The following is a 15,313-nucleotide window of genomic DNA, read 5'->3' on the forward strand; positions in this document are numbered from 1 at the left end:
TTATCCTTTATTTATAAGATTATCAATCGCTAAAATCGTGTTGCATAGCTCCAAAAGCGTTTGAGGTGTTAGCATATTTGGACCATCGCTCAAAGCAGCTTCGGGCTTAATGTGTGTCTCTGCAAACAATCCATCAATCCCAACCGCTGCTGCCGCACGCGCTAAAAGTGGTGCATAGCGACTATCACCTCCACTTTTACCCTTTAATCCACCGGGCATTTGCACCGCGTGGGTTGCGTCAAAAATCACAGGAGCAAACTCCCGCATAATCGCTAACGAGCGCATATCTACAACTAAATTTCCATAGCCAAAACTACTTCCACGCTCTGTGAGGCAAATTTTATGCTCTTGTGCGCTCTTAAAATCCGCAGATTCTATCTTTGGATTCCGTGTTTTTAGGGCTTTGAGGACAGAGTATTGCATATCTGCGGGATTCATAAATTGTCCCTTTTTGATATTCACCATCGCATTAGTCTGTGCTGCTGCAACAATCAAATCCGTTTGCCGACACAAAAAAGCTGGAATCTGCAAAATATCCACAACTTTTGCAGCGGGGGCTGCTTGATAAACTTCGTGAATGTCTGTGAGAAGTTTATAACCAAATTTTGCTTTAATTTTTGCTAGAGATTCCAAACCTTTCTCAAGTCCGGGTCCGCGGTAGGATTCTAAACTTGTTCTATTTGCCTTATCAAAACTTGCCTTGAAATAAAAATCAATCTTAGGATTCTTTGCCAAAGGCTGCAAGGATTCTGCAATTTCCTCTAAAATTTCATCATTTTCTATGACGCAAGGTCCCGCAATAATAATCATTTTTATCCTTTCAATAAATTAAATTCGTGTCTTTTAAAATCGTAATTATACACCTCACCACTCTCAATAATATAATGCCAACCATAAATATTAAGGGTGCGTGCGAGATATTTTTCCTTTACCTTTGGGTAGGTAAAGAGATTCATAATTTGACGCTCAATATTAATCTGCTCCGTTAAATACGCACGCATAGCAGTTGTTTTTGGATTGAGGGCTAAAACTTGTTTTTTCACAGGCTCAATGAGTCTTAGCCAATTTTTAACATTGGGCATATTCACAAAATGCGATTCCTCATACAATGCCGCACAACCCCCACAATGCGAATGCCCACAGATGATGATATTCTCTACTTTTAATTCCTCCAAAGCATATTCAATCGCGGAAGTTGTCGCTAAATACTCCTCTGCTTCCCGATAAGGCGGAACAATATTTGCGATATTGCGCACAACAAAAAGCTCACCGGGCAAAGTATTTGTAATGAGATTTGGCACAACACGCGAATCCGCACAGCCCACAAAAAGCGTGTGGGGATTCTGCCCTTCTTTGAGATTCTCAAACAATTCTTTATAAGCTAAAAAATTTTCCTCTTTAAATTTAATCACGCCTTCAAAAAGCAAATCAATCGTATTAGGCGCATTAGTTGTCTTGGAATCTAAGGAATTGGGAGTCTTTTGAGGCATTGTTTTCCTTTGGATTTAAGGTGTAGCTTTCGTAAAACTTCCCATTGCAGAAGATAAATCTTCACCTACACTATACACATAGAGTTCCACGCGTCTATTTTTGGCGCGTAAAGAGGGTATCTCATTACTCGCAACAGGAAAAAACTCCCCCTCACCCCCGCCTAGCACACGCGCTTTTGCCACCCCTTGTGCAACGATAAGTTCCGCAACATTTACACCACGTGCAACAGAAAGTTCCAAATTATCCGCAAAGAGAGAATCCTTGCGCATAGGCGTATTATCTGTATGTCCGATTGCTTTAATTAAGACCTTATCAGGAAGCTTTGCAAACTCCATTGAAAGCCGCTTAACAAGTGCGATTCCGCTTGGATTTTCCAAAACCGCACTTCCACTTGCAAAAAGCAGTTCCTCTGGAATCCGAATAATAATACCCTTTTCAGATTCCTCTAGTTCCACTGATGGACCATTGGAGATACGATTCACTTCATTATAATCTGTAATCAAACTAGCAAAAATATTCACAACATTGTCCATTTCTACTTCTGTTTCCATTGGAGTAGCTTTAATGGGTGCCGGAGGATTGATTTGCGTTTGCGAACCTTTTTCAAGAACCGCTAAAGAACCTTCCAAAGAACCAATGGCTAATGCGATTCTTTGCGTATCAAAAGTTGCCATTGAGAGCAAAAGAATAAAAAAGGTTAAAATAAGAGTAACCATATCTCCATAGGTTCCAAGCCATAAAGGAACACCTTGAGGACAATCACAAGCGGGACATTTGTTTTTTGCCACTTTTTCACCTTGAATTTTATAGTTAAAAATTTTATGATTATAGCTTGATTTTCGTTATAATCTTATTTAATTTTATAAATTTGTGAGGAAACTTTGCAGGTAATTATTGATTTTTTGGTGCAATCCATTGAGGCTTTTGGATACTTTGGAATCTTTTTTTTAATGTTTTTAGAAAGTAGCTTTATTCCCTTTCCTAGCGAGGTTGTGATGATTCCTGCGGGATACTTAGCACATCTTGGCAAAATGAATTTTTTTCTTGCGATTCTTTGTGGAATCTTAGGCTCACTTTGCGGCGCACTTTTAAACTACTATCTAGCTCTTGTATTTGGGAGAGAGTTGCTGCTAAAATGGGGTAAATATGTGTTGTTTGATGAAAAGACGATGATAAAAATGGAAAACTTCTTTGCCAAACACGGGCATATCTCTACCTTTAGCGGACGCTTGATTCCAGTCGTTAGGCAATATATCTCCTTACCTGCGGGAATTGGGAGAATGCAATTACCGCTCTTTTGCTTTTATACGAGCTTGGGTGCGGGTATTTGGGTGATTATTCTTGCAACACTTGGTTATTTTTTAGGGCAAAATGAGGAATTACTAAAGGAATATTTACACATTATTACCTTTGCGCTAGTCTTGTGCGTGTGCATAGGAATCGCCGTTTATATCTTTTTTCAAAGGCACAAAAACAAACTTGTGTAATAACGGAAAGTTTTTACCTTTGCGCCATTGCGAGGAATGAATACAACGAGGGACAAAGCAATCTATAATGTTGTTTGGATTCTGTCATTGCGAGACTTCGTAAGAAGTCGTGGCAATCTATAATGTGGAATCTCGTCTGTAAAGATTCCATTGTAAAATTGAATTTATGCAAGATTATAGATTGCTTCGGACAAGTCCTCGCAATGACAAGGTGGCAACATTTTCTGTATGCAAGATTACAGATTGCTTCACTAGCGTTCGTAAGGACAGAGGAGCAAGGCAAGAACGGCAATATTCCCTTATACTTCTATACTCTCCAAAATCTTGAGATTGAAACCGCTTAATGCGCTATATTCAGATTCCGCAACTTGTGAAACACTTAGAAGCTTGAAATCCCGAATCTCAAGAGAGTTTAGAATCTGCGCACCAATACCTAAACCTTTAATATCCTTGCTATCGTTTGTTTGTAAAAACACCAAGTATCCACCCTCGTTTTTAAGTTTATGGATTGCATTCATCAACCCATTAAACGCATTTTCGCTCTCCAAAAGCTCCAAATCATTTTTAATAATATGGAATTTCACGAGGGGGATTTGTGGTTTGCCAAACGCAAAAGCAGTATGGATTCTATTTAAATGGTCTTGAAATTTGATTTTTTCCACTTGTGCGCCCAAGAATCTAATATTAATTCTTTGGATTAACTTAATTAGTTGCTCAAATTGCAAACGATACTCTATCAAATCCGAAACATATAGAACCTTTAAGTGATGCGTTTGTGCAAACTCACTCAAAAACTTATCCCCTCTCCTTGCCATCAATCCATCTTCTCGCATAATTTCACAAATCACACTTACAGGCTTCAATCCCGCAAGCTGACAAATATCAATACTTGCTTCTGTATGTCCTGTGCGCTCTAGCACTCCGCCCTCTTTGGCAATCAAAGGAAAAATATGCCCCGGTCGCACAAAATCTTCTGGCTTCGTATTGGGTTTGCACATTAAGCCAATCGTCAGATCACGCTCATACGCAGAAATCCCTGTTTTAGCCTCTTTGGCGTCAATAGAAACCGTGAAAGCGGTTTCGTGATTGGAGCTGTTTTGGCTAACCATTGGAGGCAAATCAAGCTTAAGGGCGATTTCTTGTGTAACAGAAACACAAATCAACCCACGCGCTTTTTGCGCCATAAAATTAATTTTCTCTGGAGTACTAAAGATTCCAGCCATTACCAAATCGCCCTCATTTTCCCTATCTTCATCATCCATAACAATAATCATCTCTCCGCTTTTAATCGCCTTAATTGCCTCTTCTACACGCAAAATTGCTTCACTTTTCACAATAAACCTTTTAAATTTTTTTAAAGTATAGCACAATCTTTATAAAAAATTTTAAATTGTATTGACAAATAAAAACAAAATAGATATAATTCCGCTTTTCATTGGGGTATCGCCAAGCGGTAAGGCAGTTGGTTTTGGTCCAACCATTCCGAGGTTCGAATCCTTGTACCCCAGCCACTTCTTAACTTCATTTATAATCTATAAATTTTATCGCGGGGTAGAGCAGTCCGGTAGCTCGTTGGGCTCATAACCCAAAGGTCGGTGGTTCAAATCCGCCCCCCGCTACCAATTTTATCTTAATAATCCAAAAATATTTTAGATTCTGTCATCGCGAGAGATAAAGCAATCTGTAATGTTGTCATTGCGAGACTTCATAAGACTTCGTGGCAATCTATAATGTGGAATCTCGTCTGTAAAGATTCCATTGTAAAATTGAATTTATACAAGATTATGGATTGCTTCACTAGCGTTCGCAAGGACGAGGTGGTAAGTTTTGCACCATTGCGAGGAATGAATACAATGAGAAACAAAGCAATCTGTAATGTTGTTTTGATTCTGTCATTGCGAGAAGTCGCAAGACTTCGTGGCAATCTATAATGTGGAATCTCGTCTGTAAAGATTCCATTGTAAAATTGAATTTATACAAGATTATGGATTGCTTCACTAGCGTTCGCAAGGACAGAGGAACAAGATGAAAGAGTAAAACACAATAGCAAAAGGACAAACCAAAAAAAACAAATCCGCACACTATATCGCACATTTTTCAAAAAACTTCACAAAAACAACAAAAAATGCAAAAAATGGAACGATACTTGCTTAACTCTTTGCAAAATACTTTTTAAACAAAGGATTACAAATGTTACGTTCATTATGGTCAGGTGTAAGCGGTATGCAGGCTCATCAAATTGCTCTTGATGTAGAATCTAACAACATTGCAAACGTCAATACAAACGGCTTTAAATATTCTCGCGCAGATTTTTCTACAATGGTAAGTCAAACTCGTCGTTCTGCTACGATTCCTTACGCAGGATATGGTGGGGTAAATGATTATTCCGTAGGACTTGGAACAAGCATCAACACAACAACCAAAGTTTTTTCACAAGGTTCTATGCAAAACACAGACAGAAAAGCAGACTTGGCTTTAAGTGGAAATGGTATGTTTGTTGTTAGTAACAACGGCGGACTCACAAGAGCATATACTCGTGATGGTGCATTTTCCTTTGATGCTGTGGGAAATCTTGTAACAACAAGTGGTTTCATCGTGCAAGGTTGGTTAAGAGACCTTAATAAACTAGATTGTGCTTGTGGTAGCGGAGAGTTGAATCGTGTGGATTCCACAGGACCGATTAAAAATATCACGATTGACCCTCGTATGACCGTTCCTGCAAAAGCTACAAGCAATGTAGAGGGCAATATTAACCTTACAAGTGGTAGAAAAACAGAAAACATTACTTGCCCTAGCCCACTAGATAGCTCTGCTGCAAACAACTATATCGCAGGCGGACTAGATAGAATCTATGATACAAACGATAAACAATTAGAAGTAGAACAAGATATGGGCGTAATGTTTAATGGAAGTGGAGAAGCTCTAATGCTCCAAGAAGGACAAGGAATCTGGGTAAGCTACCAAACCGCGACTTCTAACCGCATTATGCTAGACCCTAATCCTGCGGCAGGTCCTGTTACAACCACTGTTACAATCAATGGGCAAACCATTACTTGGACGAATGATGCAGCCGTTTCTGGCTCTTCTCACCTACTTGCCGCACAAGTAGCGATTAACAACCTAAAAGACAAAACAGGTGTAGAAGCCCTCACACAAAATGGAATGTTGATTTTACAAAACCTTAACCAAATGGATGGCGATGGCTCTAATAAAAATATCCGCGCAAGTGGCTTTGATAATGGAATCTTTTTAAATGGTGGATTTCAAGATGCTGCGGGTAACTTATCTGATTCTCAAACCGTAACCACAGCATTTAAATACATCTACACCACACAAACCGATGCGGATTCCGCCTCTGGACAATTCCGCACCACAGAAGATTTGCGCTCTGTTATCCAACAAGACGCAAACAAAGTTAAAGCCTTTGGTGGAGATTCTGCGGCTGCAGCTGCGGGTATGGCTGCTGGTTTTGGACAAAGCAATTATAGCGTGAGTGTCATTTTGAACAACACAGGACAATTTGAAATCAACAACAAACAAGATGGATTAACCACACAGAATGATTGGGCAAATGGTGGTTCAGCTTATGATAATCTTAATATCTTTGTCTCTGCCTTTAACGATACGCTCAATACCACCAATGTGCTTTTCAAAAATGTAATGAAAGGTATGAACACAGGCGTTCTCGTAGAGGGTGGAAATGTAACAAGCTCTGGTGGAATCCGAATGGCAACTTTTGGACAAACCGTGGAGATTTTTGATAGTCTTGGAAACAAACACGAAATGCAAATTGAATTTACCAAAGTGCAAGGCAACCAATGGAATTGGCGTGTTACTGTGCCTGAACCTGCGGAATTACTTGGTGCGACTGCACAACGTCCAAATATCCTAGAGGGCGGAAATGTAACCTTTGGAGAGCAAGGGGAGTTGCTAGGATTCAACCCCTCTACGATTCAGTTTAAACCAAACAATGGAGCAAAATTCCCACAAGCTATTAACCTAAACTTTGGTTCAGGTGGAGGATACGATGGATTAACAAGCACAGCAAAAGAATCTGAAGCTAATAAAATAAGCGGGGACGGATATGCTTCTGGTATGTTAAAAGACTTCTATTTTGACGCAACAGGAACAATGATAGGTGTGTTTGACAATGGACGAAACTTTGCTCTTGCGCAAGTAGCGGTGGCAACTTTTGCTAACTATGAGGGCTTACAAGAAGGTGGAAACAATCTTTATACAGAATCTCCAAACTCTGGAGATCCTACCTTTGGAGCAGCTGGAACAGGCGGAAGAGCAAGTATTGAGGCTTCTAAACTAGAGATGAGTAACACCGACTTAAGTCGAGGCTTAACACAACTCATCGTGGTGCAAAGAGGATTCCAAGCAAGTTCTAAATCCGTTACGACTTCCGATCAAATCCTCAACACCTTGCTCCAATTAAAACAATAACCCTCTCTCATTGGCGTAGGCTTTTAGCCTACACTTTTTCTACAAGATTCTACATTAAGTTTGCTTTTTGTCATTGCAAGGAATGAGCAAAGCAAATGACGAAACAATCCATAATGCTACACACTTTACCACTTCATCATTGCGAGAAAATTTCAAAAATTTTCGTGGCAATCTATAATGTGGAATCTCGCCTTGAAAGATTCCATCGTAAAGGATTCTGTATGCAAGATTGTAGATTGCTTCACTAGCGTTCGCAAGGACGAGGTGGTAAATTTTGCGCCATTGTGAGGAATGAATACAATGAGGGACAAAGCAATCTATAATGTTGTTTGGATTCTGTCATTGCGAGACTTCGTAAGAAGTCGTGGCAATCTATAATGTGGAATCTCGTCTTGCAAGACTCCATTAAGTTAAGCTATATTTTACTTTTATAAAATTTTAGGCATAATGTAAAGTTAAGATTATTGGAGGAGGTAATCAAAATGTGGAACAAACTCTCTATGGCAAAAAAGTTTTTCTTTATTCAAATTCTCATCGCTTTTATCATTGGCTTACCCTTTGTCTTTTTTGTACAATATAGTATGGATTATCTCACGCAAAAACAAATGAAAGCACAAATCAGTCAAATTGCGTCTATTGTAGAAGGTAACTTTGAAGTGATTTCCAATCAAATCATCGGAGAAAGTGATAATTCTTTGAGTTTTTTTGAAAGCGACCTTGCCACGCGTTATGGAGAAAAGAGTGCTGATAGCTATAAAATAGAGGGTTCTACGAATCTTGGAGCAATCAATGTGCCTAGCCTCTATTACAATGGAATCAATCTTGTTAGCGATACAGATTTAGTAGATAATTTCTCCAAGCTAACAAATGGGGTTGCAACAATATTTGTGCGCAAGGACGATGAGTTTATACGCATTGCAACCTCATTGAAAGACGAATCGGGAAATAGAATGGTTGGCACTTCCTTAAACTCTTCCCACCCTGCTTTTGCAGATATGACAAAAGTGAATCCAACAATTTTTCGTGGCAAAGTGCGCTTGGTAGGCAGAGATTATATGTCTGTCTATAAACCCATTATCAATGGCGATAATCAGACGATTGGAATCTTATTTGTAGCTTACGATTTGAGAAATTTTTATCAGCTGATTTCATCAAAACTTCAAGGCATTCAAATCGGGAAAAATGGGAAAATTCTCATTTTGGATAAAACCAACAATACCTTTATTGTCGGTGCAAATGGCGCACCAAAAGATTATCCTTATTTGCAAAACCTCAAACCCAAGACTTCAATCCAATACACAAAAAATGGCAACAATTATGAAAGTTATGTGGATTATAACTCCTCGCTTGATTTATACATTCTAGCAGAAATCTTAAAAGCGGATTTCACAGAAGAAAATAATAAAGTCTCATTCACGATTATTTTTGGCATTGTCCTTATGCTTTTGCTATCTCTTATCTCGTCTTTTATGATTATGAAATTTTCTTTGCTTAACCGCATTAATGGAATCGCGGATTTACTCTTTGGCTTCTTAAAATATCTCAATTATGAAACGCCTAATCCGCCCCTACTTACAAAACCTAAAGCAGAGGATGAAATTGGAATGATGCGGTTGGCAATCAACCAAAACATTCAAAATGTCCAACAAGGCTTAGATGAGGACAAAAAAGCAGTAGAACAATCCATTCAAACAGCTAAAGCAGTAGAAAATGGAGACTTAACAGCAAGAATCATAGAGAATCCTCACAATCCACAGCTGATAGAATTAAAGAATGTGTTGAACAATATGTTAGATGTTTTACAAGAAAAAGTAGGCTCTAATATGAATGAAATCCATAGAGTTTTTGAATCCTATAAATCCCTAGACTTTACAACAGAAGTAGAGAATGCAAAAGGTAGTGTAGAGATGACAACCAATATTCTAGGAGAAGAGATTAGAAAAATGCTAAGCTCTTCAGGAGGATATGCAAAAGAATTAGCACAACAAACACATCTCTTACGAGATTCTATGAATAAACTCCTAGATGGTAGCTCCTCTCAAGCAAGTTCTCTCCAACAATCTGCAGCAGCCATTGAAGAGATTTCAAGCTCAATGCAAAATGTCAGTGATAAAACCACAGAGGTTACAAGACAAGCAGAGGATATTAAAAACATTGTAGGAGTGATTAAAGACATTGCAGACCAAACCAACTTACTTGCACTAAATGCAGCCATTGAAGCAGCAAGAGCAGGAGAACACGGAAGAGGCTTTGCAGTTGTTGCAGATGAAGTAAGAAAACTAGCAGAGAGAACAGGAAAGTCTTTAAATGAAATAGAAGCAAATGTCAATGTGCTTGTGCAAGGTGTCAATGATATGAGTGAATCCATTAAAGAACAAACCGCAGGTGTTACACAAATCAATGAAGCCATTGCACAACTAGAATCTGTTACACAAGATAATGTCAGTGTTGCGAATAACACCAATGATATTACATTGCAAGTCAATAGTATTGCTGATGATATTTTAGAAGATGTGAATAAGAAGAAGTTTTAGGGGATTATCCTTAAGGCTTCACACTTCGTCATTATAAAAAATAAAACATAAGGACAGAAAACCAAAGCGTCTCTTCTACATTCTTGCGTCCCTCTCTCTATCCTTGTGAAAGGAGTTAGCCTCGTGGCAACCTATAAAATGCACTTTCTTAAAGATTCCATTGTTGAATCTAATTTATATTAGATTATGGATTGCCACAGCCTCTAACGAGGCTTTGTAAAGACAGAGTAAAAAACTTACAAGTAATCCAAAATTATAGATTGCCACGATTCCGCTAACACGGAATCTCGTAAGGACAGAAAGACTAACCATTGCGTCCTCCCTTCTGTCATTGCGAGGAATGAATAAAGTAGGGGAATCCGTGGGTGTGTAGGTATGTAGTTATTTCTCCTCCCCTGATTCTTGTGCAACCTCTAGCCCTAGCCATTCTTCTTTGGTAAAGATTACTTCCACAGCCTCCATTAAACTCATTGCAATATCTGCGACAAAAGCACTATCATTAAGGATTGAAGTAGCATTTGTAGCGGTGATTTTTTCCTCTGAAATAAGCTTTTCTACATCACGCATTGTATGATAATCGTATTCTTTTAGTAAATCTTTTGCTGCACCAATTTGCTTGACAATCACATACGCACTTTCATCTTTCATTAGCTTCAACTCTTCAATACTGCGCAACAATTCACCCAAATCCTTGCGCATATTATTGTATTGCTCTGCCAAATAAGGATTAGAAGAGACAGAATAAATTTTCATATTTGCTTGGATAAGCTTTAAGTTTTTTGTGGCTTCTGTGATATTACGCGCTGCAATTTTAAAGGAATAAATGCGTTGGTTCTTGTTCTCATCTTCCACATATCGTTGCACTTTAGTAGAAAATTCAAGAATCGCATCAAATAGCACTTTAATTTTTCGTTTATAGAGATAATCCAAATCCACATTTCCGCTAAACCATTTTTTTGTTTTTACTATCGTATCAAAGCTTTCACTTCCGCGAATATCGCTACGATTAAAGCCGATTGTATGCGCAATCATCGCATAAGCATTGTTGTATAAATGCACCGATTCTTTTTGTAAAGCCTCTATGGCGGTATCCGAATATTCTATAATGTTACTATCCAAATACAAGGGCGCGTCCATATCTCTATCACGAGGTGCTTTGATGGTTTTATCCAAAATAAATACAATTTGTCTAATAAATAAAGAAATTATAATCACACCTATAAGGTTAAATAAAGTATGAAAAAGTGCTGTTTTAAGCCCCCAATTATCGGGTGCAAGTCCTAAAAAATCTGCTGTAATATTTACCAAAGAAACAAAATAAGGAAAAAATATAATGACGATAATTGCAATGCTAAAGTTAAAAATACAATTTGCAATCGCAAGTTTTTTCCCCTCAATATTCGCACTAAGACTTGCAATAACAGCAGTTACAACTCCTCCAACACTTGTTCCAAGCGTAGCAGCTAGTGCATTTTCAAATCCAATTTGCCCACTTACCAACGCAGAAATAATAATTGCTAAGGTTGCGTGGCTACTTTGCACGATTCCCGTCATTAAAGCCCCAAGCCCCACAAAAATAAGCACACCTTTAAATCCATCAAAATTAAAACGCGAAAGATCCATAATCTCTTTATAGGATTCAAAACCACCTTTGATATAATCTACACCTAAAAAGAAAAATCCAAGCCCCACAAAGATTAACCCGATCCCTTTAAATACCTTATCTTTTTGAAAATTTAACACCGTTCCACACACAATAAGCGGAATCGCTAAGATAGAAATTTTAATACTTGTCAAACCAACAATAAGCCAAGACCCAGCACTATTTCCCAAATTTGCTCCAAAGATGATTCCAATTCCTTGTGCAAGAGTAATAAGACTAGCAGAGAGGAAAGAAATAGAAATAACTGAAACTAAAGTGGAGGACTGCATTAACACTGTCGTAACTACACCAAATACAATACTTTTTAAACGCGTATCTGTGGATTTGGTTAAAATCTTTTCTAAAAGCCCCCCACTAAAAGACTTAAACCCCGTGCTTAGATTCATCATACCAATAAGCAAAATCGCAACACCCGCGAGAATTTGTGCCACCTCCGGAAACACAACCAAAAAATATAACATTAAGATAATGACAAAAATTAAAGAATATCGTTTAATGCTCTGCAAACTTCTTCCTTATTTCAAAAATTAAATCTTTAATTATAACTAAAAGTTTAGTTATTTTTGTAGTTTAATATAAATTTAAGTTTTTTAATTTTGAAATAGCTTAAAAAATAAAATAATCTTTAACCTTTTAGGATTTTATTAAGTTATTAAGAATAATATTTTAAGATAAGGTTTTGTAGATTAAAAAAGGAGTGCAAATGAGCCAAGAAGCTAAAAGGATATTAATTATTGGTGGTGGTTATGGTGGATTAAAAGTCGCTTTAGGCTTACAAAGAAAATATCAGGGCGATGCAAAAATCACTCTCATCAGCAAACACGACTATCACTACCAAACAACATTGTTACATAAAGTAGCAATAGGAACATTAAGTGCGCGAAAGGCAAGAATTTATTATCGCAAGATTCTCAATCCACAAAAAGTGCAATTCATCAAGGATAAAATCAAGGATCTTTGCCCACAAGAAAACAAAGTTATAGGTAATGGAGGAGAATATTTTTATGATTATTTAATCATTGGACTTGGTTTTAAGCCCGATAATTTTGGAATTACGGGCGTGGATAAATATGCCTACAAACTCTCCTCTCTTAACGCGGCACTCAAACTCACAAAAAATATTGAAAATAAATTTAAAGAATTTATCCACACAAAAAATCCAAGAGACTTGCAAGTTATTGTGTGTGGCACAGGTTTTACAGGTATTGAGTTTGCAGCAGAACTTGCGACACAATTAGAGGAACTTTGCCTTATCTGCGGAATTGACAGGAAGATTCCAAAGGTTACTTGCATAGGACGCTCTGCGCATATCTTGCCCGTATTTAACGAAAAACTTGTCCAAACAGCAGAATCTAAACTCAAAGCACTTGGCGTAGAAATCCTATCAGGTGCAACAATCAAAGAAATCAAAGAGGGTAAAGTTATCGTAGAGAAAGACGGGCAAAAGCAGGAAGTCTATGGAAATACGATCATTTGGAGTGCGGGCGTCAAAGGAAGCGATATTGTAGAAAATTCCGAGATCCCGAACAAAAAAGGACGCATTCAAGTCAATCCTCAATTACAATGCGACAAATTCCCGAATATTTATGTTGTGGGAGATTGCGCTATTGCCACTGATAAAGACGCAATTCACGCTCCTACTGCGCAATTATCGGCTCAAATGGGAGATTATCTAGCCGAACTCCTTTGTGCAAAATTAGCAAACAAAACTTTTGAAAAGCCTTTTAGATTCAATCATCGTGGCACGGTTTGCTCTATTGGACATACCGATGGCGTAGGAATCGTTTATCATAAAAATGTCAAAGGTGAAATGGCAGCATTTATGAAAAATACGATTGAAAACAAATGGCTTTATAGTATTGGCGGAATGGATATGGTGCTTAAAAAAGGACAATTCCGCTATCGCACGAGCAATTAACAAATCATCTAAAGAATTGTTTGCGATTCTGCCACTACATTAATTGCGAGAAAAATATAGTTTGGATTCTGTCATTGCGAGAGATTCGTTAGAATCTCGTGGCAATCTATAATCTTAATTAACCCAAAGATTCTATTACAAAGGCTTCTTTATGCTAAATTATAGATTGCCTCACTTTGTTCGTAATGATAAAATCCCAAGCGTCATTGCGAGGAATGAGCAAAGCAAATGACGAAGCAATCTATAATATTAAATAAAGAAAAATATCACAATGGAATCTTAAAGGTTTGGAATTGTAAGGTTAATGTATGCTAGATTAACAATAAAATATCAATTTGTTGTGTGTTGCTTTTTTTGATATACTTTCATTTTTCTATTCTCAACAAAAAAGTTCAATGGGTTTAATTCAAAAAGGAGACATAATGAATTTTTTTCGTTCTTTAAGCATTGGCGCAAAGATTATGCTTGGTTTTTCAAGCATATTAATTGTTTGTATGTTGGCTGTTACAATAGTGATTGCAAAGATTTCACAAGATATTCAAATGGGCGAGGCAAACAAAATGCTTGTCAATGCCGCTAAACGCGAGGCAAATTGGGCAGAGGGAATTTTTAATGGAATCTACACTGCTATGAATGCTTCAAGAGGATTTATATTGCGTGATGTGCAAAACGGCGCACAAGCTGTTTTGGAAAACGATTTGATGGATATGTTTAGTAGTAATAATTGGGGAAATTTTGCCTATATTTATATCAGCAAAGATGAGCGATACAGAGGTGAGAGGATTGTAAATCCTAAGCATAGATTGCCTAATGGTGATTTTATGATTTTAACCATTGGCGATGGAAACAATCAAAATCATATTATCCAATCCAGTGAGGCGATTGCAAATTTTAATAGTGTGAAAAAAACCTTAGAGTCAGGGAAACCAGTGGTAGGCTCGCCTTCGTGGCAAACCATTAATGGCAAAAAATATTTTGGTATGGGGATTAATCAACCTCTTATAGATAACAATGGCGTTGTATATGGAGTTTTAGGTGTATTTATTGATTTAGCAAGTGTTTCAGCAATACTTCAAGATCCTAATAATTCTATTTACAAAGGCGACTTTAAGGGTATGTATGCGACAGATTCTACGATTGCCGCTCACGGGAGAAAAGAATTTTTGGGTAAATTTTTACGAGAAGTCAATTCAAGCCCTACAATGAATGAGCTCAAACACGCAATTGAAAATCAAATTGAGGGAATCTTTAGTTATGTGAATTCACTAGGAGAGATGAGTTATACTGCTGTGGCAAATGTTTATATTGGTGATAGTAAAGACACGGCGGTATGGACAATCATTGTTTCAGCTCCAGAGGGTTCTATTTACGAACCTGTTTCAAAGCTTAGAATAGCAACGATTGTTGCAAATATCATTGTGATTCTTGTTGTAATGCTTGTAATGTTTTTCTTTATTCGCACACAAATTGTTGCACGATTAAAAAATATTTCTACTTTACTCTTTGGCTTCTTTAGATATATTCGCCACGAAGTAGAGACTCCTCCGGCATTATTGACTCCTAAAGCAAACGATGAGTTTGGCACAATGACAAAAGAAATCAACCAAAACATTCAAAATGTCCAACAAGGCTTAGATGAGGATAAAAAAGCAGTAGAACAATCCATTCAAACAGCCAAAGCAGTAGAAAATGGAGACTTAACAGCAAGAATCATAGAGAATCCTCACAATCCACAGCTGATAGAATTAAAGAATGTGTTGAACAATATGTT

General features: G+C 37.5%; 14 protein-coding genes, 2 tRNA genes and 1 pseudogene. 8 read left to right on the top strand and 9 right to left on the bottom strand.

Annotation, left to right across the window (positions count from 1 at the left end):
• From kdsA to BS85_RS0107920, 3 genes are read right to left on the bottom strand one after another with little or no spacing between them, the layout of a single operon-like run.
• Nucleotides 1-810, bottom strand: a complete 810-nt coding sequence (kdsA, locus tag BS85_RS0107910; RefSeq protein WP_026944315.1) for a 3-deoxy-8-phosphooctulonate synthase — start codon at nucleotides 808-810, stop codon at nucleotides 1-3.
• Nucleotides 811-812: 2 nt separating this feature from the next.
• On the bottom strand, nucleotides 813-1,490 hold the full coding sequence (locus BS85_RS0107915) for a carbonic anhydrase (protein ID WP_051604747.1): 678 nt from the start codon (nucleotides 1,488-1,490) through the stop codon (nucleotides 813-815).
• A gap of 15 nt (nucleotides 1,491-1,505) precedes the next feature.
• The gene (locus BS85_RS0107920; protein ID WP_026944317.1) at nucleotides 1,506-2,279 is read right to left on the bottom strand and encodes an OmpA/MotB family protein; all 774 of its coding nucleotides are present in this window, start codon (nucleotides 2,277-2,279) and stop codon (nucleotides 1,506-1,508) included.
• Nucleotides 2,280-2,372: 93 nt separating this feature from the next.
• Between BS85_RS0107920 and BS85_RS0107925 the strand changes: the two genes are divergently transcribed.
• Nucleotides 2,373-2,978, top strand: a complete 606-nt coding sequence (locus BS85_RS0107925) for a DedA family protein (protein WP_026944318.1) — start codon at nucleotides 2,373-2,375, stop codon at nucleotides 2,976-2,978.
• Nucleotides 2,979-2,991: 13 nt separating this feature from the next.
• Here the strand turns inward: BS85_RS0107925 and BS85_RS11535 are convergent, their stop codons facing one another.
• Together BS85_RS11535 and BS85_RS0107930 are read right to left on the bottom strand one after the other, a co-directional pair.
• On the bottom strand, nucleotides 2,992-3,270 hold the full coding sequence (locus BS85_RS11535) for a hypothetical protein (RefSeq protein WP_156938094.1): 279 nt from the start codon (nucleotides 3,268-3,270) through the stop codon (nucleotides 2,992-2,994).
• 7 nt (nucleotides 3,271-3,277) lie between these two features.
• Nucleotides 3,278-4,312, bottom strand: coding sequence for a bifunctional 3,4-dihydroxy-2-butanone 4-phosphate synthase/GTP cyclohydrolase II (locus BS85_RS0107930; protein ID WP_026944319.1), 1,035 nt, complete (start codon nucleotides 4,310-4,312; stop codon nucleotides 3,278-3,280).
• Between the two features lie 102 nt (nucleotides 4,313-4,414).
• On the opposite strand from BS85_RS0107930, the gene BS85_RS0107935 reads away from it, so the two are divergent.
• Both BS85_RS0107935 and BS85_RS0107940 read left to right on the top strand, forming a co-directional pair.
• Nucleotides 4,415-4,489: transfer RNA gene (locus tag BS85_RS0107935), tRNA-Gln, on the top strand.
• A gap of 34 nt (nucleotides 4,490-4,523) precedes the next feature.
• A tRNA-Met gene (locus tag BS85_RS0107940) sits at nucleotides 4,524-4,600 on the top strand.
• Nucleotides 4,601-4,683: 83 nt separating this feature from the next.
• Here the strand turns inward: BS85_RS0107940 and BS85_RS11540 are convergent.
• The gene (locus tag BS85_RS11540) at nucleotides 4,684-4,902 is read right to left on the bottom strand and encodes a hypothetical protein (protein WP_156938095.1); all 219 of its coding nucleotides are present in this window, start codon (nucleotides 4,900-4,902) and stop codon (nucleotides 4,684-4,686) included.
• A 266-nt stretch (nucleotides 4,903-5,168) separates the two neighbouring features.
• Here BS85_RS11540 and flgE point away from each other — a divergent pair, with 266 nt between their 5' ends.
• The gene (gene flgE / locus BS85_RS0107945) at nucleotides 5,169-7,427 is read left to right on the top strand and encodes a flagellar hook protein FlgE (RefSeq protein ID WP_026944320.1); all 2,259 of its coding nucleotides are present in this window, start codon (nucleotides 5,169-5,171) and stop codon (nucleotides 7,425-7,427) included.
• A 95-nt stretch (nucleotides 7,428-7,522) separates the two neighbouring features.
• Complete coding sequence (locus BS85_RS11545) at nucleotides 7,523-7,675, top strand: hypothetical protein (RefSeq protein WP_156938096.1); 153 nt, start codon at nucleotides 7,523-7,525, stop codon at nucleotides 7,673-7,675.
• On the opposite strand, the gene BS85_RS11550 is transcribed toward BS85_RS11545, so the two are convergent.
• The gene (locus BS85_RS11550) at nucleotides 7,672-7,833 is read right to left on the bottom strand and encodes a hypothetical protein (protein ID WP_156938097.1); all 162 of its coding nucleotides are present in this window, start codon (nucleotides 7,831-7,833) and stop codon (nucleotides 7,672-7,674) included. The two genes, BS85_RS11545 and BS85_RS11550, sit on opposite strands and share 4 nt — an antisense overlap.
• A gap of 76 nt (nucleotides 7,834-7,909) precedes the next feature.
• Here BS85_RS11550 and BS85_RS12145 point away from each other — a divergent pair, with 76 nt between their 5' ends.
• The gene (locus tag BS85_RS12145; RefSeq protein WP_051604748.1) at nucleotides 7,910-9,961 is read left to right on the top strand and encodes a Cache 3/Cache 2 fusion domain-containing protein; all 2,052 of its coding nucleotides are present in this window, start codon (nucleotides 7,910-7,912) and stop codon (nucleotides 9,959-9,961) included.
• Between the two features lie 174 nt (nucleotides 9,962-10,135).
• Here BS85_RS12145 and BS85_RS11555 read toward each other — a convergent pair whose 3' ends face one another.
• Nucleotides 10,136-10,273 carry a hypothetical protein gene (locus BS85_RS11555; RefSeq protein WP_156938098.1) on the bottom strand — a complete coding sequence of 46 codons (138 nt, stop codon included), beginning with the start codon at nucleotides 10,271-10,273 and terminating at the stop codon, nucleotides 10,136-10,138.
• A gap of 69 nt (nucleotides 10,274-10,342) precedes the next feature.
• Complete coding sequence (locus BS85_RS0107955; protein WP_211246906.1) at nucleotides 10,343-12,085, bottom strand: Na/Pi cotransporter family protein; 1,743 nt, start codon at nucleotides 12,083-12,085, stop codon at nucleotides 10,343-10,345.
• Nucleotides 12,086-12,327: 242 nt separating this feature from the next.
• On the opposite strand from BS85_RS0107955, the gene BS85_RS0107960 reads away from it, so the two are divergent.
• Nucleotides 12,328-13,542 (top strand): NAD(P)/FAD-dependent oxidoreductase, encoded by a 1,215-nt coding sequence (locus tag BS85_RS0107960; protein WP_026944323.1) that lies wholly within the window; start codon nucleotides 12,328-12,330, stop codon nucleotides 13,540-13,542.
• A 422-nt stretch (nucleotides 13,543-13,964) separates the two neighbouring features.
• Nucleotides 13,965-15,313: pseudogene (locus BS85_RS0107970) on the top strand (hypothetical protein); the annotation flags it as partial.

Source organism: Helicobacter rodentium ATCC 700285 (assembly GCF_000687535.1).
GTDB classification, from domain to species: Bacteria; Campylobacterota; Campylobacteria; order Campylobacterales; family Helicobacteraceae; genus Helicobacter_D; species Helicobacter_D rodentium.

Coding starts and splice junctions, on each gene's coding strand:
- kdsA (WP_026944315.1), bottom strand. CDS start 810: ATGATTATTATTGCGGGACCTTGCGTCATAGAAAATGATGAAATTTTA.
- BS85_RS11550 (WP_156938097.1), bottom strand. CDS start 7,833: ATGGAGTCTTGCAAGACGAGATTCCACATTATAGATTGCCACGACTTC.
- BS85_RS0107955 (WP_211246906.1), bottom strand. CDS start 12,085: ATGTTATATTTTTTGGTTGTGTTTCCGGAGGTGGCACAAATTCTCGCG.
- BS85_RS0107915 (WP_051604747.1), bottom strand. CDS start 1,490: ATGCCTCAAAAGACTCCCAATTCCTTAGATTCCAAGACAACTAATGCG.
- BS85_RS11555 (WP_156938098.1), bottom strand. CDS start 10,273: ATGGTTAGTCTTTCTGTCCTTACGAGATTCCGTGTTAGCGGAATCGTG.
- flgE (WP_026944320.1), top strand. CDS start 5,169: ATGTTACGTTCATTATGGTCAGGTGTAAGCGGTATGCAGGCTCATCAA.
- BS85_RS12145 (WP_051604748.1), top strand. CDS start 7,910: ATGTGGAACAAACTCTCTATGGCAAAAAAGTTTTTCTTTATTCAAATT.
- BS85_RS0107960 (WP_026944323.1), top strand. CDS start 12,328: ATGAGCCAAGAAGCTAAAAGGATATTAATTATTGGTGGTGGTTATGGT.
- BS85_RS11545 (WP_156938096.1), top strand. CDS start 7,523: ATGACGAAACAATCCATAATGCTACACACTTTACCACTTCATCATTGC.